The organism is Streptomyces sp. NPDC048825 (genome assembly GCF_043198355.1).
Lineage (GTDB): Bacteria > Actinomycetota > Actinomycetes > Streptomycetales > Streptomycetaceae > Streptomyces > Streptomyces xiangluensis.
The window spans coordinates 31735-50928 of the sequence record NZ_JBICUR010000012.1 but is presented as its reverse complement, the minus strand read 5'-3'; the positions used below and the strand labels follow the sequence as shown (position 1 = coordinate 50928).

15 protein-coding genes and 1 pseudogene are annotated in these 19194 nt (G+C 68.9%); 10 read left to right on the top strand and 6 right to left on the bottom strand.

Going from position 1 to position 19194, the window contains the following annotated elements:
* Positions 1-5: 5 nt before the first annotated feature.
* The 4 genes from ACGFNK_RS27040 (at position 6) to ACGFNK_RS27025 (ending at position 4341) form a co-directional block, all read left to right on the top strand.
* Positions 6-1034, top strand: coding sequence for a LacI family DNA-binding transcriptional regulator (locus ACGFNK_RS27040; RefSeq protein ID WP_393419980.1), 1029 nt, complete (start codon positions 6-8; stop codon positions 1032-1034).
* Positions 1035-1177: 143 nt separating this feature from the next.
* Positions 1178-2296 (top strand): LCP family protein, encoded by a 1119-nt coding sequence (locus ACGFNK_RS27035; protein ID WP_393419978.1) that lies wholly within the window; start codon positions 1178-1180, stop codon positions 2294-2296.
* Between the two features lie 76 nt (positions 2297-2372).
* On the top strand, positions 2373-2921 hold the full coding sequence (locus ACGFNK_RS27030; RefSeq protein ID WP_393419976.1) for a YciI family protein: 549 nt from the start codon (positions 2373-2375) through the stop codon (positions 2919-2921).
* Positions 2922-3057: 136 nt separating this feature from the next.
* The gene (locus ACGFNK_RS27025; protein WP_393420399.1) at positions 3058-4341 is read left to right on the top strand and encodes an RNA polymerase sigma factor; all 1284 of its coding nucleotides are present in this window, start codon (positions 3058-3060) and stop codon (positions 4339-4341) included.
* 32 nt (positions 4342-4373) lie between these two features.
* On the opposite strand, the gene ACGFNK_RS27020 is transcribed toward ACGFNK_RS27025, so the two are convergent.
* The gene (locus ACGFNK_RS27020) at positions 4374-5717 is read right to left on the bottom strand and encodes a UDP-glucose dehydrogenase family protein (RefSeq protein ID WP_393419974.1); all 1344 of its coding nucleotides are present in this window, start codon (positions 5715-5717) and stop codon (positions 4374-4376) included.
* A gap of 278 nt (positions 5718-5995) precedes the next feature.
* Between ACGFNK_RS27020 and ACGFNK_RS27015 the strand changes: the two genes are divergently transcribed.
* The gene (locus ACGFNK_RS27015) at positions 5996-7168 is read left to right on the top strand and encodes an acyl-CoA dehydrogenase family protein (protein WP_393419972.1); all 1173 of its coding nucleotides are present in this window, start codon (positions 5996-5998) and stop codon (positions 7166-7168) included.
* 176 nt (positions 7169-7344) lie between these two features.
* A pseudogene (locus ACGFNK_RS27010) lies at positions 7345-8552 on the top strand (S8 family serine peptidase).
* 99 nt (positions 8553-8651) lie between these two features.
* On the opposite strand, the gene ACGFNK_RS27005 reads toward ACGFNK_RS27010, so the two are convergent.
* A complete protein-coding gene (locus ACGFNK_RS27005) occupies positions 8652-11057 on the bottom strand; it encodes an ATP-binding cassette domain-containing protein (RefSeq protein WP_393419970.1) in 2406 nt (801 codons plus the stop codon).
* Positions 11058-11258: 201 nt separating this feature from the next.
* The gene (locus tag ACGFNK_RS27000) at positions 11259-11669 is read right to left on the bottom strand and encodes a VOC family protein (RefSeq protein WP_393419968.1); all 411 of its coding nucleotides are present in this window, start codon (positions 11667-11669) and stop codon (positions 11259-11261) included.
* 184 nt (positions 11670-11853) lie between these two features.
* Here ACGFNK_RS27000 and ACGFNK_RS26995 point away from each other — a divergent pair, with 184 nt between their 5' ends.
* The 3 genes from ACGFNK_RS26995 to ACGFNK_RS26985 all read left to right on the top strand — a co-directional run bounded on the left by ACGFNK_RS26995 (position 11854) and on the right by ACGFNK_RS26985 (position 13180).
* Positions 11854-12228 (top strand): helix-turn-helix transcriptional regulator, encoded by a 375-nt coding sequence (locus ACGFNK_RS26995; protein ID WP_388687659.1) that lies wholly within the window; start codon positions 11854-11856, stop codon positions 12226-12228.
* Between the two features lie 10 nt (positions 12229-12238).
* Positions 12239-12655, top strand: a complete 417-nt coding sequence (locus tag ACGFNK_RS26990) for a VOC family protein (RefSeq protein WP_386340954.1) — start codon at positions 12239-12241, stop codon at positions 12653-12655.
* Positions 12656-12817: 162 nt separating this feature from the next.
* Entirely contained in the window at positions 12818-13180 is a 363-nt protein-coding gene (locus ACGFNK_RS26985; RefSeq protein WP_386340956.1) for a four-helix bundle copper-binding protein, read from the top strand.
* A 121-nt stretch (positions 13181-13301) separates the two neighbouring features.
* Here ACGFNK_RS26985 and ACGFNK_RS26980 read toward each other — a convergent pair whose 3' ends face one another.
* Together ACGFNK_RS26980 and ACGFNK_RS26975 are read right to left on the bottom strand one after the other, a co-directional pair.
* Positions 13302-14579, bottom strand: coding sequence for an LCP family protein (locus tag ACGFNK_RS26980; protein ID WP_393419965.1), 1278 nt, complete (start codon positions 14577-14579; stop codon positions 13302-13304).
* A gap of 209 nt (positions 14580-14788) precedes the next feature.
* Positions 14789-16150: an LCP family protein gene (locus tag ACGFNK_RS26975; RefSeq protein WP_393419963.1), complete on the bottom strand. Its 1362-nt coding sequence runs from the start codon at positions 16148-16150 to the stop codon at positions 14789-14791.
* Between the two features lie 305 nt (positions 16151-16455).
* Between ACGFNK_RS26975 and ACGFNK_RS26970 the strand changes: the two genes are divergently transcribed.
* Positions 16456-17478, top strand: coding sequence for a glycosyltransferase family 2 protein (locus tag ACGFNK_RS26970; protein ID WP_393419961.1), 1023 nt, complete (start codon positions 16456-16458; stop codon positions 17476-17478).
* A gap of 22 nt (positions 17479-17500) precedes the next feature.
* Here ACGFNK_RS26970 and ACGFNK_RS26965 read toward each other — a convergent pair whose 3' ends face one another.
* The gene (locus ACGFNK_RS26965) at positions 17501-19162 is read right to left on the bottom strand and encodes an LCP family protein (RefSeq protein ID WP_393419959.1); all 1662 of its coding nucleotides are present in this window, start codon (positions 19160-19162) and stop codon (positions 17501-17503) included.
* Positions 19163-19194: the final 32 nt, after the last annotated feature.

Genomic DNA, 19194 nt, shown 5'->3' with positions numbered 1-19194 from the left:
CGCTCATGACTCACCCGAATCCCGCCGTGGCCCGGTCCGCGACGCTCGCCGAAATCGCCCGCGAGGCGGGAGTCTCGGCTCCGACTGTTTCGAAGGTGCTCAACGGCCGTGCCGATGTGGCCCCGGCGACCCGTAGCCGCGTCGAAGAGCTGCTGCGCCACCACGGTTATCGGCGGCGCCGGGCCGAGGCGTCCCGTTCGCCCTTGATCGACCTGGTCTTTCACGAGCTGGAGAGCGCCTGGGCGATGGAGGTCATCCGGGGTGTCGAGAACGTCGCGCGGGACGAGGGTCTGAGCGTCGTGCTCTCCGAGAGCGCGGGCCGCCTCACTCCGGGACGTACCTGGGCCGACCAGGTCGCGGCCCGTCGGCCGCATGGTGTCGTGCTCGTGCTGAGCGGGCTCGACGAATCCCAGCGGGCGCTGCTGACCAGCCGCTCCATCCCGTTCGTGGTGATGGACCCGGCGGGCGACCCAGGCGACGACGTGCCGTCCGTCGGGGCCACCAACTGGCAGGGCGGCCTTGCCGCCACCCGCCATCTCGTGGACCTCGGCCACCAGCGGATCGGGGTGATCAGCGGGCCTTCACGGATGATGTGCAGCCGGGCGCGGCTCGACGGCTACCGGGCCGCGCTGGAAACGGCCGGGCTGCCCGTCGACCCCTCGCTGCTCCGCACGGGCGACTTCCACCACGAGGCCGGCTACCGCTGCGGGCTCGAACTGCTGAAGCTGCCCGACCGGCCGACGGCCGTCTTCGCGGGAAACGACCTCCAGGCCCTCGGGCTGTACGAGGCCGCCCGTGAGCTGGGGCTGCGCGTGCCCGAGGACCTCAGCATCGTCGGCTTCGACGATCTGCCGGTGGCCCGCTGGGTGGGCCCCCCGCTGACCACCGTGCGCCAGCCGCTCACGGAGATGGCCGAGGCGGCGGCCCGGCTCGTCCTCGATCTGGGGCGCGTGGAGCGGCCGACGACGGCGACGCGGGTGGAACTGGCGACGAGTCTGGTGGTGCGGAGCAGTACGGGTGCGCCTTCGGCCTAGGCGAGGGCGTGTTCCGGCGGCGTGCCGGGGGGTAGGTCGAAACTTTCGAAAGTAAGGGAGAAACTCAACGAAATATGAGAGTTTCCTCAGTAAAACCCGTAAGGGGTTTCTGGCCGTAATAATTCGGACTTACGTTCCTTCCTGTGAGCGGAGACGGCGAACGTGGGACGGACGACGAGAAGAACGGCGGCGAACACGGCGGCGCTGTGAGCCACGGTGCCGACAGCGCCGGCGGAGCGATCAGTGCCAGCAGTGCCAGCCGGCGCTCACGGCTGCTCAAGGCCACGGGCATCGCGCTCGGTTGCGTGCTCACCCTCTCGCTCGCCGGGGCGGCATGGGCGTACTGGCACCTGAACCGCAACATCGACAGCGTCGACATCAACAGCGCGCTCGGCGACGATCGCCCGGCGCGCGCCATGGTGACGCCGGACGGCTCCGCCTCCCCGCTGCCGAGCGGCGCGCTGAACATCCTTGTCCTCGGCTCGGACTCGCGCAGCGGCGAACGCAACGCCACGCTCGGCGGGGGCGGCGAGAGCTCCGGCGCCCGTTCCGACACGGCGATGGTCGTCCACATCGACGAGGGCCGTACGGGCGCGACGATCGTGAGCATCCCGCGCGACACGCTCGTCACGCGCCCGTCCTGCCCGCGGGAGTCGGGCGGTTCGACGTCGGTGGCGTACAACGCGATGTTCAACAGCGCGTACTCCGTGGGCGGTCCGGTCTGCGCGGTCAAAACGGTGGAGTCCATCACGAACGTCCGCATGGACCACTACATAGAGATCGACTTCGCCGGCTTCGCGGACCTGGTGGACGCGCTCGGCGGCGTCACGGTGACGACGGACGAGGACATCTCCGACGAGGACAGTCATCTCGAACTGGAGGCGGGCACCCACCACCTCGACGGTGAGGAGGCCCTCGCCCTCGCCCGCACCCGCCACGGCATAGGGGACGGCAGCGACCTGGGCCGCATAGGCCTCCAGCAAACCCTGGTCAAGGCCCTGCTCGACCAGGTCTCCGCCACCGACCTCCTCACCAACCCCGCCAAGCTCTACAACGTCGCCGACACCCTCACCGACAGCCTCACCACGGACACGGGCCTCGACTCCCTGACCGAGCTGATGAGCCTGGGCCGCAGCCTCCAGGGCCTCTCCTCAACGGACACCAGAACGGTGACGATGCCGGTACTCCCGGCGCCCTTCGACCGCAACCGCGTGGTCGCGGACGAGCCGGAGGCGGGGGAGCTGTGGGAGTCGCTGAGGTGACACACCTCCTGGCGTGAACTCCATGGTTGCCGAAGTCCGTTGAAGTGCCGTCGCAGGTCCGGGAGAGTCTGCGGACATGGAGTTCTTCTGCTACCATCGCGACCGGCCCGACTCCCTCAAGCTGCGCCATGAACTGCTGGAAGACCACTGGTCGTACATGGACGGCTACGCGTCGCAGCTGATCGCCCGCGGCCCGACTCTCGCCGACGACGGCGAAACGCCCACCGGCAGCGCGCACATGGTCGACCTGCCGGATCCCGCCGCCGCCCGCGCCTTCGCCTTCGACGAGCCCGGCTACCAGGCGGGCGCGTACCGGGACGTACTGCTGCGCCGCTGGCGCAACCTGCTGGGCCGCACGATGTGGGACTTCCCCGGCGGCCGGGCCGACGGCAACCGCTACCTGGTGCTCGGCCTCGGCTCGGGCCGGCCCGCCGACCTCCTTGTCCCGCCCGACCAGGACGAGTTGATCGCGTACGGGCCCCTGCTGTCCGACGACGGCACCACCTGGCTGGGCACGACGGCACTGGTCCGGGCCCCGGACCCGGACGCGGCACGCGCCGTCCTGACCTCGGACCGGTACGCCGATATCGAGGTCCATAACTGGGAGTTCGGCGGGCGGCGGTAATGAACCAAGATCCATCCTGTCTGCCTGAGCTTGGCTCTGCGGCCCTGTGGGTGTCTGATGGTGTGGCGTGAGAGCAGAGCCGTCGGAGCAGAAGCCAGACCAGCCGGCAGACCCCGCAGACCCCGCAGGCCCGGCACTGGGCGGCGCCGCTGAAGGCGCTGCCCAGCGCACCATCGAAACCGTCTTCCGTATCGAGTCGCCCCGCATCATCGCCGGTGTCGCCCGCATCGTGCGGGACGTCGGCATCGCCGAGGAGCTTGCGCAGGACGCGCTGGTCGCCGCCCTTGAACAGTGGCCCAGGGATGGTGTGCCGGACAATCCCGGGGCCTGGCTCACGGCCACGGCCAAGCACCGGGCGATCGATCTCGTACGGCGGCGGGAACGGTACGCCCGCAAGCTGGAGGAGATGGGCCGCGACCTGGAGACATCCGCGCCGCACGGCCACGTCGACGAACCGTCCGACCCCGACGACATCGACGACGACCTGCTGCGGCTGGTCTTCACGGCCTGCCACCCCGTGCTCTCCGCCGAGGCCCGCATCGCCCTCACCCTGCGCCTGCTCGGCGGCCTGACCACCGCCGAGATCGCACGCGCCCACCTTGTCCCCGAGGCGACCATCGCCCAGCGCATCGTCCGCGCCAAGCGGACGCTCGCCGCGAAGGGTGTCGCCTTCGAGGTGCCGTACGGGCCGGAGCGCGAGGCCCGGCTCGGGTCCGTACTCGAGGTCATCTACCTGATCTTCAACGAGGGATACGCGGCCACCGCCGGCGACGACTGGCTGCGCCCGGCGCTCTGCGAGGACGCGCTGCGACTCGCCCGCGTACTGGCCGAGTTGATGCCGAAGGAACCCGAAGTGCACGGCTTGGCCGCGCTGTTGGAGCTCCAGGCGTCACGCTCGGCCGCGCGTACCGGCCCGTCCGGCGAGCCGGTGCTGCTCAAGGACCAGAACCGGGCCCGCTGGAACCGCATGCTGATCCGCCGCGGTTTCGCCGCCCTCGCCCGTGCCGAGTCGGTCGCCACGGGCGGCGGTCCGGGGCCGTACGTCCTCCAGGCCGCCATCGCCGCGTGCCACGCCCACGCCTACACGTACGAGGAGACCGACTGGAGCCGGATCGCCACGCTGTACGGCCTCCTCGCCGCCCGGACCCCGTCCCCCGTCGTCGAGTTGAACCGCGCGGTCGCCGTCTCCATGGCCGAGGGCCCCGAACCGGCCCTCACCATCGTCGACGCCCTGGCCGCCGAACCAGCCCTGCGTGACTACCACTTGCTGCCCAGCGTGCGCGGCGATCTGCTGGCTCGCGTGGGGCGTACGGCCGAGGCGCGGGCCGAGTTCGAGAGGGCGGCGTCGCTCACGCGCAATGAGCGGGAGCGGGGGCTGTTGCTGGCCCGGGTCGAGGAGTGCTCAGAGCTCGACGGATAGCCGCCCGGCCAACAGGCGAACGTGCGGGACGGTTAAGCCGCCGGACGGCCCATCGCCCGGTACGTCCAGCCGGCCGCACGCCACACCGCCGGATCCAGTGCGTTGCGTCCGTCCAGCAGTACCCGTTGCGACACGGCTTCGCCCAGCACCGCCGGGTCCAGCTCCCGGAACTCACGCCACTCGGTGAGATGCAGGACGACATCGGCGCCCCGTACGGCCTCGACGGCGGAATCGGCGTACCCGAGCGTCGGAAAGAGCCGCCGCGCGTTCCCCATCCCCTTCGGGTCGTACACCGTGACCTGCCCGCCCTGAAGATGGATCTGCCCGGCGACATTCAGCGCCGGCGAATCCCGTACGTCGTCCGAGTCCGGCTTGAACGTGGCGCCCAGCACCGCGACCCGCTTCCCGAGGAACGAGCCACCCCCCAGCGCCTGACGTGTCAGCTCCACCATCTGCCCGCGCTGCCGCATGTTGATGGAGTCGATCTCGCGCAGGAACGTCAGCGCCTGATCGGCCCCCAGCTCGCCCGCCCGCGCCATGAACGCCCGGATGTCCTTCGGCAGACACCCGCCACCGAAGCCGATCCCCGCGCGCAGGAACTTCTTCCCGATCCGGTCGTCGTACCCGATCGCCTCCGCCAGCTTGGCGACGTCACCGTCCGAGGCCTCACACACCTCGGCCATGGCGTTGATGAACGAGATCTTGGTGGCGAGGAACGAGTTCGCCGAGGTCTTCACCAGCTCGGCGGTCGGGAAGTCCGTCACCACGAAAGGCGTGCCCTCGGCCAGCGGCGTCGCGTACACCTCACGCAGCAGCTTCTCCGCGCGCTCGCTGCGCACACCCGCGACGATCCGGTCGGGGTGCAGCGTGTCCTTGACGGCGAGGCCCTCGCGCAGGAACTCGGGGTTCCAGGCGAGTTCGGCGTCCTCACCGGCGGGCGCCAGTTCGGCCAGGGTACGAGCGAGCCGGTCCGCGGAGCCGACGGGCACGGTCGACTTGCCGACGACCAGGGCAGGGCCCTTCAGATGCGGGGCGAGCGAGGTGAAGGCGGCGTCGACGTACGACATGTCACAGGCGTACTCGCCATGCTTCTGCGGTGTGTTCACGCAGACGAAGTGGACGTCACCGAACTCCGCGACCTCGGCCCAGTCCATGGTGAAGCGCAGCCGCCCGCTGGCCCCCTCGATCCCGGCGACATGCCTGCGCAGCAGCTCCTCCAGACCGGGTTCGTAGATAGGGACCTCGCCACGCTGGAGCATCTCGATCTTCTCTGGAACGACATCGAGGCCGAGCACCTCGAAGCCGAGTTCGGCCATGGCCGCGGCGTGCGTGGCGCCGAGGTAGCCGGTGCCGATCACGGTGATCTTCAGGGCCATGGGTGCTCCAGTAAGCAGGTGCCGGCGCGTCGGCGCCGTCGTTGAAGGGTGGTGGTCGGGTGACGGGTGGGAGGGTCGGGTGCGCTGCCTGAGCATAGTCGGGGGTGGCTTGCCGCTCGTCGGGCAACTCTGCGTTGCCGTCCCCCGTTGTCGTTCCGTTGCCGTTCCCGGTTTCCTGATATCCCCGCTGTCGCCAAACTCACGTATCACTAGCGTGAGCAGGCCCCTAAAATTTGAGTTACTTAACGGTAATTAGCGTCCTTGGAGCGTGAGATACCTTGGCCGGATCGGCTGAATTCGACCTGTACCGCCCGTCCGAGGAGCACGACATGCTCCGCGACACGATCCGCGCTCTCGCGGAGGCGAAGATCGCGCCGTACGCCGCCGCGGTGGACGAGGAGTCCCGCTTCCCGCGGGAGGCCCTGGACGCCCTGGTCGCCTCCGACCTGCACGCCGTCCATGTACCGGAGAGCTACGGGGGCGCGGGCGCGGACGCGCTGGCCACCGTGATCGTGATCGAGGAGGTGGCCCGCGTCTGCGCTTCCTCCTCCCTGATACCGGCCGTGAACAAGCTGGGCTCGCTCCCGGTGATCCTCTCCGGCTCGGAGGACCTCAAGAAGAAGTACCTGGGCCCGCTGGCCGCCGGCGACGCGATGTTCTCGTACTGCCTTTCCGAGCCGGACGCGGGCTCGGACGCGGCGGGCATGAAGACGAAGGCGGTGCGGGACGGCGATTCCTACGTCCTCAACGGCGTGAAGCGCTGGATTACGAACGCGGGCGAGTCGGAGTACTACACGGTGATGGCCGTGACCGACCCCACCAAGCGCTCGAAGGGCATCTCGGCGTTCGTGGTCGAGAAGTCGGACGAGGGCGTCTCCTTCGGCGCGCCGGAGAAGAAGCTCGGCATCAAGGGATCGCCGACGCGCGAGGTGTACCTGGACAACGTCCGCATCCCCGCCGACCGCATGATCGGCGAGGAGGGCACGGGCTTCGCCACCGCCATGAAGACCCTGGACCACACCCGCATCACCATCGCGGCCCAGGCCCTCGGCATCGCCCAGGGGGCTCTGGACTACGCCAAGGGCTACGTCCAGGAGCGCAAGCAGTTCGGCAAGCCGATCGCCGACTTCCAGGGCATCCAGTTCATGCTCGCCGACATGGCCATGAAGATCGAAGCCGCCCGCCAGCTGACGTACGCGGCTGCCGCCAAGTCGGAGCGCGTCGCCGCCGGAGGTGGAGAAGGGGACCTGACCTTCCAGGGGGCGGCGGCGAAGTGCTTCGCGTCGGACGTGGCGATGGAGGTCACGACGGATGCGGTGCAGTTGCTGGGTGGGTACGGATATACGCGGGACTATCCGGTGGAGCGGATGATGCGTGACGCGAAAATCACGCAGATCTACGAGGGGACGAACCAGGTCCAGCGCATCGTGATGGCCAGGAACCTTCCCTAGCAGGGTTGTTGCAGGCCGGCGGAGGTTTGAGGCTCAGGAGGGGCGCCCTCGGCTTTCTGCCCGTTGCGGCTCGGTCAAGGCCGTTGACGGGCGTCATGTCGGGGGAGTCCTGGGGAGCGGGAGCACAACCCACCCGGCGCCAACCCGAAGACCTTCAGTGACACCGTACGAGTGACCTGTCATGTGGACTACAGCGGCGCCGGGTCATCGCCACGATCACCGCGGTCGTGGCGACCGCCGCCCTGGGAAGCAATGCCGTCCTGCCCGCCGAAGCGGCTCCGGCCGTCGGAAGGGTTCTGCACGAGGACTCCCCTCCCATGGCATTGACGGCAGTTACCTGGTCCTGCTCAAGCGGTCCGCCGGATTCAGAGCGGCATCGAAGGAAGGCGACCAGCTTGCGGCAAAGTACGGCGCCACCGTCGAAAGAACCTACGCCTCGGCCGTCAACGGCTACGCCGTCCATGTCGGTTCGGCCGGAGCCAGGAGTTTCGCGGCGGATCCGGCCGTCGCGTTCGTCGAGAAGAACCAGAGGGTCAGCCTCGACGCGACCCAGGTCAACCCCCCTTGGGGACTGGACCGGATCGACCAGGCCAACCGTCCGCTCAGCAGGTCGTACACCTACCCGGACACTGCCGGCTCCGGTGCGAGGGTGTACGTCATCGACACCGGCGTGCGCATCACGCACCAGCAGGTCGCCGGGCGCGCCGTGTACGGATACGACGCGATCGACAGGGACGCCGTGGCCGCCGACGGCAACGGACACGGCACCCATGTCGCCACCACGGTCGCCGGCACCACGTACGGTGCGGCGAAGGCCACGAGGATCGTGGCGGTGCGCGTTCTCGACAACAGCGGTTCCGGCACCACCTCGGGCGTCATCGCGGGAGTGGACTGGGTCACTTCGCACCGCATCCGTCCCGCGGTCGCCAACATGTCGCTCGGCGGGGGTGTCAGCACTGCGCTCGACACCGCGGTGAGCAACTCCATCGCCTCCGGCGTCACATATGCCGTCGCCGCCGGCAACTCGAATGTGAACGCCGCCAATACGTCACCGGCCCGGGTGCGCGCCGCGATCACCGTCGGCGCCAGCACCAGTACCGACTACCGGGCCGGCTACTCCAACTACGGCTCCGCACTGGACCTGTTCGCCCCCGGATCATCGATCACGGCCGGCTGGCACACCGGCGACACCGCCACAGCCACGCTCTCCGGCACCTCGATGGCCACCCCCCACGTCGCCGGAGCCGCAGCCATCTACCTCACCTCCCACCCCGCCGCGAGCCCCGCGACCGTGCAGAGCGCCCTCGTCAACGGAGCGACGACGGGAGTGCTGCGCAACATCGGTACTGGCTCACCCAACAGGCTTCTCAGGGTCATTCCGTAGCCGCACCGCGCACCGTTGTGACACCTCGTGGAATGAAGACGAAGTGACCGAGCACCCAGCCGGATGCCCGCGGTGCAGGCATCCGGCGAGGGCATCGCGTCATTTGCCGACGTACTCCGCGAGGTGCTCGCCGGTGAGGGTGGAGCGGGCGGTGACGAGTTCGGCGGGGGTGCCCTCGAAGACGACCCTGCCACCGTCGTGGCCGGCGCCCGGGCCCAGGTCGATGATCCAGTCGGCGTGGGCCATGACCGCCTGGTGGTGTTCGATGACGATGACCGACTTGCCGGAGTCGACCAGGCGGTCGAGGAGGCCGAGGAGTTGCTCGACGTCGGCGAGGTGGAGGCCGGTGGTGGGCTCGTCGAGGATGTAGGTGCCGCCCTTCTCGGACATGTGGGTGGCCAGCTTGAGGCGCTGGCGCTCGCCGCCGGACAGGGTGGTGAGCGGCTGGCCGAGGGTGATGTAGCCGAGGCCGACGTCGGCGAGGCGGTCGAGGATCTTGTGCGCGGCGGGTGTACGGGCTTCGCCGGTGCCGAAGAACTCCTCGGCCTCGGTCACCGACATCGCGAGCACCTCGCTGATGTCACGCCCACCGAGGCGGTATTCCAGGACCGAGGCCTGGAACCGCTTCCCCTCGCACTCCTCGCAGGTGGTGGCGACGGTGGCCATCACCCCCAGTTCGGTGTAGATGACGCCGGCGCCATTGCACGTGGGGCACGCGCCCTCGGAGTTGGAGCTGAACAGCGCCGGCTTCACGCCGTTGCCCTTCGCGAAAGCCTTGCGGATCGGGTCGAGCAGTCCGGTGTACGTCGCCGGGTTGCTGCGTCGCGAGCCCTTGATCGCGCCCTGGTCGATCGACACCACGCCCGCTTCGGCGCCCCCCGACTGTTGAATCAGCGAGCCGTGCACCAGCGAACTCTTGCCGGAGCCGGCGACGCCGGTCACGACGGTCAGTACCCCGAGCGGGATGTCCACGTCGACGTGTCGCAGGTTGTTCGCCCTCGCGCCGCGGATCTCCAGCGCGCCGGTGGGCTTGCGCACGGACTCCTTCAGGGCGGCCCGGTCGTCGAGATGGCGGCCGGTGATGGTGTCGCTGCCCCGAAGCCCCTCGACGGTGCCCTCGAAGCAGACGGTGCCGCCCGCCGTGCCGGCGCCGGGGCCGAGGTCGACGACATGGTCGGCGATCGCGATCGTCTCCGGCTTGTGCTCCACGACGAGCACCGTGTTGCCCTTGTCCCGCAGCCGCAGCAGCAGGTTGTTCATCCGCTGGATGTCGTGCGGGTGCAGGCCGATGGTCGGCTCGTCGAAGACGTACGTGACGTCCGTGAGCGAGGAGCCGAGGTGGCGGATCATCTTCGTACGCTGGGCCTCGCCGCCCGACAGCGTGCCCGCCGGCCGGTCGAGCGAGAGGTAGCCGAGGCCGATCTCCACGAACGAGTCGAGGGTGTGCCGCAGCGTGCCGAGCAGCGGCGCCACCGACGGTTCGTCGAGGCCGCCCACCCACTTCGCCAGGTCGCTGATCTGCATCGCGCAGGCGTCGGCGATGCTGATCCCCTTGATCTTCGACGACCGGGCCGCCTCGCTGAGCCGTGTGCCGCCGCACTCGGGGCAGGCGGTGAAGGTGACCGCCCGGTCCACGAATGCCCGGATGTGCGGCTGCATCGCCTCCCGGTCCTTGGACAGCATCGACTTCTGCAGCTTCGGGATCAGACCTTCGTACGTCAGGTTGATGCCGTCGACCTTGATCTTGGTCGGCTCCTTGTAGAGCAGGTCGTGCAGCTCGCGCTCGGTGAACTCGCGGATCGGCTTGTCCGGGTCGAAGAAGCCGCAGCCGCTGTAGATACGGCCGTACCAGCCGTCGGCGCTGTAACCGGGAACGGTGAACGGGCCTTCGCTCAGCGACTTGCTGTCGTCGTACATCGCGGTCAGGTCGAAGTCGGTGACCCGGCCCGTGCCCTCGCAGTTCGGGCACATGCCGCCGGTGATCGAGAAACTCCGCCGCTCCACGGACTTGCCGGCCTTGGTCTCGATCGTGACGGCGCCCTTCCCGCTGATCGAGGCGACGTTGAACGAGAAAGCCTGGGGCGAGCCGATGTGCGGCTTCCCGAGCCGGCTGAACAGGATGCGCAGCAGCGCGTTGGCGTCGGTCGCGGTGCCGACCGTGGAGCGGGAGTTGGCGCCCATCCGCTCCTGGTCGACGATGATCGCGGTGGTCAGCCCGTCGAGTACGTCGACGTCGGGCCGGGACTGGTTCGGCATGAAGCCCTGGAGGAAGGCGCTGTACGTCTCGTTGATCATCCGCTGCGACTCGGCGGCGATCGTGGCGAACACCAGCGAGCTCTTGCCCGAGCCGGAGACGCCGGTGAACACTGTCAGCCGGCGTTTGGGGAGCTCGACGCTGACGTCCTTGAGGTTGTTCTCGCGCGCACCGTGCACGCGGATCAGATCGTGGCTGTCGGCGACGTGCGGCGCAGGCGACTGCGTGCCCGTGCTCGTGGCCCTGTTCATCGTGACTCCGTCTTCTGTTGAGGGGGCTTCTGCTGGGCGGGGCCGCCTGCGCGGTCTCAGTCAGAGTCGCCCGGCCAGAGTCGCCCGGCTCGATCTGATCAGCTTTCTGGCAGTACGTCTGGTTCTACTTCGTCCGCCCGGTGCACGGCAACGGATCGCTGCAAACCAGCCAGCGGCCGTCGCGGATCAGCGTCGGACGGCTCATTTCAGCTCGTTGATGCGGACCATGTTGCCCGCGGGATCGCGGAAGGCGCAGTCGCGGACGCCCCAGGGCTGCTCGGTCGGTTCGTGCACGATCTCGGCGCCGCCGTCCTTCAGCCTGGCGTAGGCCCCGTCGAGGTCGTGGGTGGCCAGGGTGATGAAGCCGTACGTGCCCTTGGCCATCATCTCGGTGATGGTGCGGCGCTCGTCGTCGGTGGTTCCGGGGGCCATGGCCGGCGGCTCCAGGACGATGGACGTGCCGGGCTGTTCGGCGGGGCCGACCGTTATCCAGCGCATCGTGCCCTGTCCGACGTCGGCGCGGACCTCGAAGCCGAGGATGTCCCGGTAGAAGGCCAGGGAGGCATCCGGGTCGGTGTGCGGGAGGAAGCTTGCGTGAAGGGTGATGTCCATGGATGTCAGGCTAGGAGCGGCGCTGTGGCCTGCGCTTCTCCATTCCTGACCGGTCTGGCCGCCTTCATTCCCGGCCGGTTCGGTCACCGGTTTCCCTGAGCGGCCGGCGCAGCCATGGGAAGCTGGCCGGGTGAAACGACAGGATCTGGACGACCTCGTCCGGCTGCGGCGTGCCCGCGATCGTATGGACCGCGACTACGCCGAGCCGCTCGACGTCCCGGCGCTGGCGCGGGACGCCCTGATGTCGGCGGGCCATTTCTCCCGCAGCTTCCGCGCCGCCTACGGAGAGACCCCGTACAGCTATCTGATGACCCGCCGCATCGAGCGGGCCAAGGCGCTGCTGCGGCGCGGCGACCTCTCGGTGACCGAGGTCTGCTTCGCGGTCGGCTGTACGTCGCTGGGGTCGTTCAGCTCGCGCTTCAGCGAGCTGGTCGGCGAGAGCCCGAGCGCCTACCGGGCCCGGAACCATGACGAGGGCGCCGCCATCCCGGCCTGCATCGCCAAGATCCACACACGACCGGTCAGGAATGGAGAAGCGCGTCCCACGGCCCGGTCGTAGCGTGAACGGCATGAATATCGGACTTTCCTCATGCTTCATCGCCGTCGACGACCACGACAAGGCGATCGCCTTCTACCGCGACGTACTGGGCCTCGAGGTACGCAATGACGTCGGCTTCGAGGGGATGCGCTGGGTGACCGTCGGGTCGCCCACGCAGCCGGACGTGAACATCGTCCTGGAGCCGCCCGCCGCCGACCCGAGCACCTCACCGGCCGACAAGCAGGCCCTTGCCGAGCTGATGGCCAAGGGGCTGCTGCGCGGCGTCATCTTCGTGACGGACGACGTCGACGCCGCCTTCGAGCGCATCAGCGGCGCTGGCGCCGAGGTGCTGCAGGAGCCGATGGACCAGCCCTACGGCGTCCGCGACTGCGCGTTCCGCGACCCCGCCGGCAACATGCTGCGTTTCAACCAGCCCCGCAAGGAGTGAGCTCAGCTCCGCGAGAAGTGTGCTCTTGACGGGCCTTGACGGGCCTTGGCGGGCTTTGTGGTGGATTGTTGGCGTCCGCCGGATGGCGCGCGGTGGGCAGCGGGCGTACCACGGAAGGGCATGGGGACCCGCACTGGGACCCCACCGCTTCTAGGAGGAGCCATGCAGCAGCCCGGAACCATGAGCCCGATGAGCAAGGAGATGCAGGACTGCGTCGAGGCGTGCATGTCGTGCCACAGCGTGTGCGAGGAGACCATGAGCTCCTGTATGCAGATGGGCGGCCAGGCCCAGATGCAGATCATGCGCGCGCTCATCGACTGCTCCGAGATGACCCGTATGTGCTCGGACATGATGATGCGCAGGTCGCCGATGTCGGCCGAGATGTGCGCGATGTGCGCGCGGGCGTGCGACATGTGCGCGGAGGCGTGTATGGCGATGCAGGACGACGCGCAGATGATGCGCTGCGCCGAGGCGTGTCGCCGCTGTGCGCAGACGTGCCGCGCGATGTCCGGCGCCACGGCATGAGTGCTTCGGCATGAGCCTCGGCTGACTCCGGCCGGCCCGGGGCCCGGGGAAAGACGGCACGCAAAAGCCCGCTTCGCAGGCAGCCGACAGATGACAGGCGCCTGCGAAGCGGGCTTTGGTCCTACTCCGTAACCGTCACCTTCTCGTCGTTCTTCAGCTGCTCCACCAGCGCCTTGACCTTGGCGGTGTCCCACTGGAGGTTGCCGTTGGAGGCGTTGCCGGAGATGGGCATGTTCATGGACTTGCCCTCGCCGCCGGTGATGCCCTTCATCGCCCAGAACATGGAGGCCAGGTCCCACAGGGACATGTCCTTGTCGACGGTGAGGGTGTCGAGGCCGGAACCCATGGTCGGGTAGAGCTTGAAGGGGTTGAGGACCGTGGACGGGGTCGCGGTCTGGTTGGCGAGGGCCGAGAGGAACTTCTGCTGGTTCTTCGTGCGGTCCAGGTCGCTGCCCGCGAGTGCGTACCGCGTACGGACGAAGGCCAGCGCCTGCTCGCCGTTGAGGGTCTGCTTGCCCGCCTCGAAGTCGGCGCCGGACTTGGTGTCCTTCATGCCGCCCTTGGGGATCTCGATCTCCACGCCGCCGACGGAGTCGACGATCTTCGCGAAGCCGGCGAAGCCGATCTCCGCGTAGTGGTCGATGTGCAGGCCGGTGTTGGCCTCGACGGTACGCACGAGCAGCTCGGGCCCGTCCTCCGCGTACGCCGCGTTCAGCTTGGTCTGGCGGCCGGTGCCCTCGTAGAGCTTGCCGGAGTCGGAGCCCTTGAACGAGGGAATCTCGACGTTCGAGTCGCGCGGCAGCGAGATCATCGTGTTCCCGTTGTCGCCGACGTGCAGGATCATCATCGAGTCCGTGCGCTTGCCGTCGGCGGAGCCCGTACGGAGCCGCTTCTTCTCCTCGGCGGACAGGCCCTCGCGGCTGTCGGAGCCGACGATCAGGTAGTTCGTGCCCTCGCCCGTCTCGGGCCGGTCGATCACCTTGGACAGGTCGACCTCGCGCTTGAGCTTCGAGTCGGCCCAGAAGTACGTACTGATCGAGACCACGACCAGCAGCGTGACCACGGTTATCGCAGTCCACTTGATCCGGCGGCCCCAGTTCGGCGCGGGCCGTGGCCGGCGGCCGTGGGACGCGGGTCCGTCGGGCCCTCCGCCGCCCGGCGAGCCGTACACCTGGCCCGTGTTGTAGCCGCTGTTGAAGTTGTCGTCGGGGTGCCCGTAGCCGTCGTCGTAGGTGGGTTGCGGCGGGACCCCGCCCCGTGGCGGTGCCGACGGGCCCACTCCCGGGCCGCGCCCCACCTGTCGCATCACGCGCGCGCCCTCGGGCTGGGCGCTCGCGCTGCCGCGGCCGTAACGGTCGCCGCCGTTGTCTCCGTGCCATCCCTCGGGCCAATTGTTCATGCGCCCCAGTGTGCAGTGCTCAGCCGTACGGCTTACAAGAGTCCCCGGAAAATCACACCACCCCCGTTGCAAAGCTGATGCAAACCGGACCTTGCAGAGACTGACATAAAGAGAAAGGCCATGACAGAACAGGCTCCTCGACCGGAATACAGCATTCCGGTCAAGCCCCTTCAAGCCGCTTCAAGTCGCTCGATTCGCGGCTCGGGGCCTCACGGACAGGCCGCCTCGTCCCCCGTGACCACACCGGCCTCCCCGCGCCGCGCATCCTCCGCCCGTACCTTCGTCACCCTCTTGAAGTCCGCGCCCGCGATCACCTTCAGCGTCGGGCCCTGGCCCTTGACCGCCCGAGACCGACTACCCGGCAGAGCCGCCGCCAGCGACTTGGCCGAGCGGTCCCAGCCGGGGTCGTACGTGATGAGGGTGCGCTCGACGGAGCGGTCGCGGGCGTTCTTCGGGGCGCCCGTCGTGTTGAAGCCCGTCGCGGACAGCGCGTCGTCGACACGGCGGCCGAGGCCCGGCGTGGCCGTGCCGTTCTCGACCTGTACGCGGATCTGCTGCGGGGCCACGTCGACGCGCACGGCCTTGGAGGGGGCCTGGTGGGGGGCGAGGGGCTTGTCCTCGCGCAGGGCACGGAAGATCCGCTCCGACTTCTTCGCGTCCCACTTCAGCGTCGAGCCGATGCCCTTCACGGGGAACCCCATCCGCCCGATCGGGACGGTCGCGAACTCCGAGGAGGACGGCGAGAAATTCCGCATCGCCCACCCCAGATCGACCAGCTTGTCCGGGCCGAAGCCCTTGTCCGCCCGCACCGAGCCGAGCACGGCCTGCGTCACGTCGCGGAACTTCATCGGGTTCAGCAGCACACCGGACGAAGTGGCCCGCTCGACCAGCGCGGCCAGGAAACGCTGCTGGCGCTGCATCCGGCTGAGGTCGGCCGCGCCGTCGATGTTCCGGGAACGTACGTACTGAAGCGCCTGACCACCGTTCAGGTCGTGCGTCCCGGCGGGCAGGTTCAGTCTGGTGTAGGAGTCCTTCAGCGGGCGCACCGTGCAGATCCGTACGCCGCCGAGCTCGTCCACCGTCCTGATGAAGCTGGTGAAGTCGATCTCCAGATAGTGGTCGATCTTCACGCGGGTCATGTTCTCGACGGTACGCACGGTCAGTTGGGGCCCGCCCTCCGCGTACGCGGCGTTGAGCTTGAGTGCGTGCGGGCGGTGCCGTTCGCCGGTGGTGCGGTCGGTGTGCGCGGGCGTCTCGGCGTACGAGTCGCGCGGCAGGCTGACGACGCTGGCCCGCTTCCGGTCCTGCGAGATGTGCACGATCATCATGGTGTCCGTGCAGCGGCAGGGCGGGCCGCCGAGATGGTACTTCGCGCGCTCCGCGCGGCTGATCCGCTCACGGCCGTCGGTGCCGACGAGCAGGACGTTCATGCCGTCGCCCTGTGCGGGCCGGTTCTTCATGTCCTTGAAGGGGTCGATGCGGTCGATGTCGGCGTCGAAGCCGGTGACCACCGCGTGCCCGATGCCGGCCGCCGCGAGTACCGCCACGGAGAGCGATGTCACCATCCGCATGGCCCACCGTGGCCGCTTGCGCCGTACGGGCGGCCGAGACGGGCGCTGCCGCGGCGGGCGAGCGGGTCTGCGGGGCGGCGTGGGCAAGGGGGAACACCTCCGCGTCGGCCGGGTGTGCGGGACCGTTAAGAACCGTAGGCCCATACGATCTGCGGCCCGGTGCAGCAAGCGGGCGGCGCGCGTCCGTGTCCCCCGTTCGCGGTAACGTACGGCCTGATACCGCATTTCCCGGGGGCGCTGCGCCTGACAGCCGCTGCGCGGCGGGCCGGACCCCCGGCCGAAAAGACGAGAGGGAACCCCAGCACGTGAATTCCGACGGGCGCCTCCCCGCCGTATCCGTGATCATGCCCGTCCTCAACGAGGAGCGGCATCTGCGCGGAGCCGTCCAAGCGATCCTCGCCCAGGAGTACGACGGCGAGATGGAGATCGTGATCGCCATCGGTCCCTCCACGGACCGTACGGACGAGATCGCGGCCGAGCTCGTACGAGAAGACCCCCGCGTGCACACTGTCCCGAACCCGACGGGCCGTACGCCGGCCGCGCTGAACGCCGCGATCAAGGCGTCCCGGCACCCCGTCGTCGTACGGGTCGACGGGCACGGCATGCTCTCGCCGAACTACATCGCCACGGCCGTACGGCTGCTGGAGGAGACCGGCGCGCAGAACGTCGGCGGCATCATGCACGCCGAGGGCGAGAACGACTGGGAGCACGCGGTGGCGGCGGCCATGACGTCGAAGATCGGGGTCGGCAGCGCCGCCTTCCACACGGGCGGTCAGGCGGGCCCGGCCGAAACGGTCTATCTCGGCGTCTTCCGGCGCGAGGCGCTGGAGCAACAGGGCGGCTACAACGAGGAGTTCATCCGCGCCCAGGACTGGGAGCTGAACTTCCGGATCAGGGAGGCGGGCGGCCTGATCTGGTTCTCGCCGGAGCTGAAGGTCTCGTACCGGCCCAGGCCTTCGGTGCGCGCCCTCGCCAAGCAGTACAAGGACTACGGCCGTTGGCGCCACGTCGTCGCCCGCTACCACGAGGGCTCCATCAACCTGCGCTACCTCGCTCCGCCGGTTGCGGTGTGCGCGATAGCGGCGGGCCTCGTGGCGGGCGCCGCGCTGACCTCCTGGGGCTTCGTCGTCCCGGCCGGCTATCTCGCGGCCATCGCCGCCGGTTCCGTACCGGCGGGCAAGGGCCTGCCGTTGAAGGCACGCCTGCAGATCCCCGTAGCCCTGGCCACGATGCACATGTCGTGGGGCTGGGGCTTCCTGACCAGCCCACGCTCACTGGCCAGGAAGGTCATCGCGTCGCGGCGGCCCGCGGTGCTCGCGGAGAGCTGAGCACCGCGGTGATGTCGGGGAACTACCAGCGGTAGGGCTTGTACACGGGCATGCACTTGTCGCTGTCCGAGCCGTTCAGGGCGTCGGCGGTCTCGGGGACATCCCCGGCCTCGGGCTTGGACTGCTTCGGATAGGCCGTGCCCTCGCGCCAGTCGGCGCCCACGACGAGCGTGACGCCGGAGACATCGGTCGTCCTCTTCACCGAACTCAGCGGAATCCCCAGCGACTTGGCGACGCGCTGGGCATCACCTTCCAGCTCGGCGCTCGGATAGCGGACCACCGTCTTGTCCTCGGCGAGAGTCACCGTCCCGTCGGCCGTCGCCCTGCTGAAGCCCTTCTGTACGAGCACCTGGCTCACCGTGTTCGCACGCCCGCCGACCGGGGCGAGGGTGGAGGAGCGCGTGCCGTTCTGCACCACGACGCCGATCTCGCCGTCCTCGGCAGCCGGGTCGTCGGAAGCCTGCTCCTGCGCAGGCTTCTTCTTCGCGTCCGAGTTCTTTCCCTTGTTGTCGAAGGCCACGTCGTCGCGGACCATCCTCCACACCTGCTCGGCGTCCGCGCCGTCCGGCACCAGGTGGTTGGGGTTCTGCGGGTCCACGACGGTCGGCATCGTCGTCATGGTGATGCGGTCGGTCGGCACTGTCTTGAGCTGCATGCCGAGGCCGTACAGGTCATCGACCGAGCCGATCTCCTCGGAGACCTTCAGGGAGTTCGTGGCCGCCTCGGCCAGGCTCATCAGCCGGCCGGTGTCGGTGAAGACGTTCTGCTTCTTCAGCGTGCGGATCATCGAGTTCATGTACATGTGCTGGGCCTTGGCGCGCCCGAGGTCGCTGTAGAAGGCGTGCCTGGTACGCAGCCACTGCAACGCCGACTTGCCCTGGACCTTCTGCTTGCCGGCCTTCAGCTTGAGACCGGAGCCGCCGGGGGTGCCTGGCAGCGGCCGGTCCCACACGTTCTGCTCCACACAGACCTCGACACCGCCGATGGCGTCCGCCATCTTCACCACGCCCGCGAAGTCGATCGTCATCCAGTGGTCGATATAGGCACCGGTGAGGTTCTCCCAGGTGGCCAGCGTGCAGCCGGCTCCGCCGCGGGCCAGCGAGGCGTTGATGATGTCGTTGGTCGCCGGGTAGGTCTCGCCGGTCTCGGGGTCCTCGCACTCGGGGATGTCGACCCGGGTGTCGCGCGGAATGCTCACCACTGAGGCGTGCTTCCGGCCCGCGGACAGGTGGATGAGCATCTGGACGTCGCCCCGCGGCTTGGTGCCCACGCTCTCCTTGCTCCCGCCCAGTTCCAGGTTCTCCGTCGAGTTACGGCTGTCGGAACCGATCAGCAGGATGTTCAGCGGCGTCTGGCCGGCCGCGTTCGGCTCCGCCTTCTTGGCGTCGGAGTCTCCGCTGCTGCGCTCGCCCTTGCTGATGTTGTTGTTCAGATGCCAGTAGTAGAAGTATCCGGCGCCGGCCGTGCCGAGTATCAGTACCGACAGGGTTATCGCGGACCAGCGGAGTATGCCGCGTTTGCCCCGCGGCCGTCTTCTGCTGCCGCGCCGTCTGTCTCCCGCACCGCTGCCGTCACCGCCGCCGTCCGACTCGGTGTTCTCGCGCGGACTGTCGTCCTGGCCCAGGTCCTGCGCCTGCCGGACGCGTGGTCGCGTCGGCTCTCCACGCACACCACTCTGCGTCATGCCCCCTGCCTCCCCACCCCTGCGCCACTGAA

Coding starts and splice junctions, on each gene's coding strand:
- ACGFNK_RS27040 (WP_393419980.1), top strand. CDS start 6: ATGACTCACCCGAATCCCGCCGTGGCCCGGTCCGCGACGCTCGCCGAA.
- ACGFNK_RS27030 (WP_393419976.1), top strand. CDS start 2,373: ATGGAGTTCTTCTGCTACCATCGCGACCGGCCCGACTCCCTCAAGCTG.
- ACGFNK_RS27020 (WP_393419974.1), bottom strand. CDS start 5,717: ATGGCCCTGAAGATCACCGTGATCGGCACCGGCTACCTCGGCGCCACG.
- ACGFNK_RS27005 (WP_393419970.1), bottom strand. CDS start 11,057: ATGAACAGGGCCACGAGCACGGGCACGCAGTCGCCTGCGCCGCACGTC.
- ACGFNK_RS27000 (WP_393419968.1), bottom strand. CDS start 11,669: ATGGACATCACCCTTCACGCAAGCTTCCTCCCGCACACCGACCCGGAT.
- ACGFNK_RS26995 (WP_388687659.1), top strand. CDS start 11,854: ATGGACCGCGACTACGCCGAGCCGCTCGACGTCCCGGCGCTGGCGCGG.
- ACGFNK_RS26990 (WP_386340954.1), top strand. CDS start 12,239: ATGAATATCGGACTTTCCTCATGCTTCATCGCCGTCGACGACCACGAC.
- ACGFNK_RS26985 (WP_386340956.1), top strand. CDS start 12,818: ATGCAGCAGCCCGGAACCATGAGCCCGATGAGCAAGGAGATGCAGGAC.
- ACGFNK_RS26980 (WP_393419965.1), bottom strand. CDS start 14,579: ATGAACAATTGGCCCGAGGGATGGCACGGAGACAACGGCGGCGACCGT.
- ACGFNK_RS26975 (WP_393419963.1), bottom strand. CDS start 16,150: ATGCGGATGGTGACATCGCTCTCCGTGGCGGTACTCGCGGCGGCCGGC.
- ACGFNK_RS26965 (WP_393419959.1), bottom strand. CDS start 19,162: ATGACGCAGAGTGGTGTGCGTGGAGAGCCGACGCGACCACGCGTCCGG.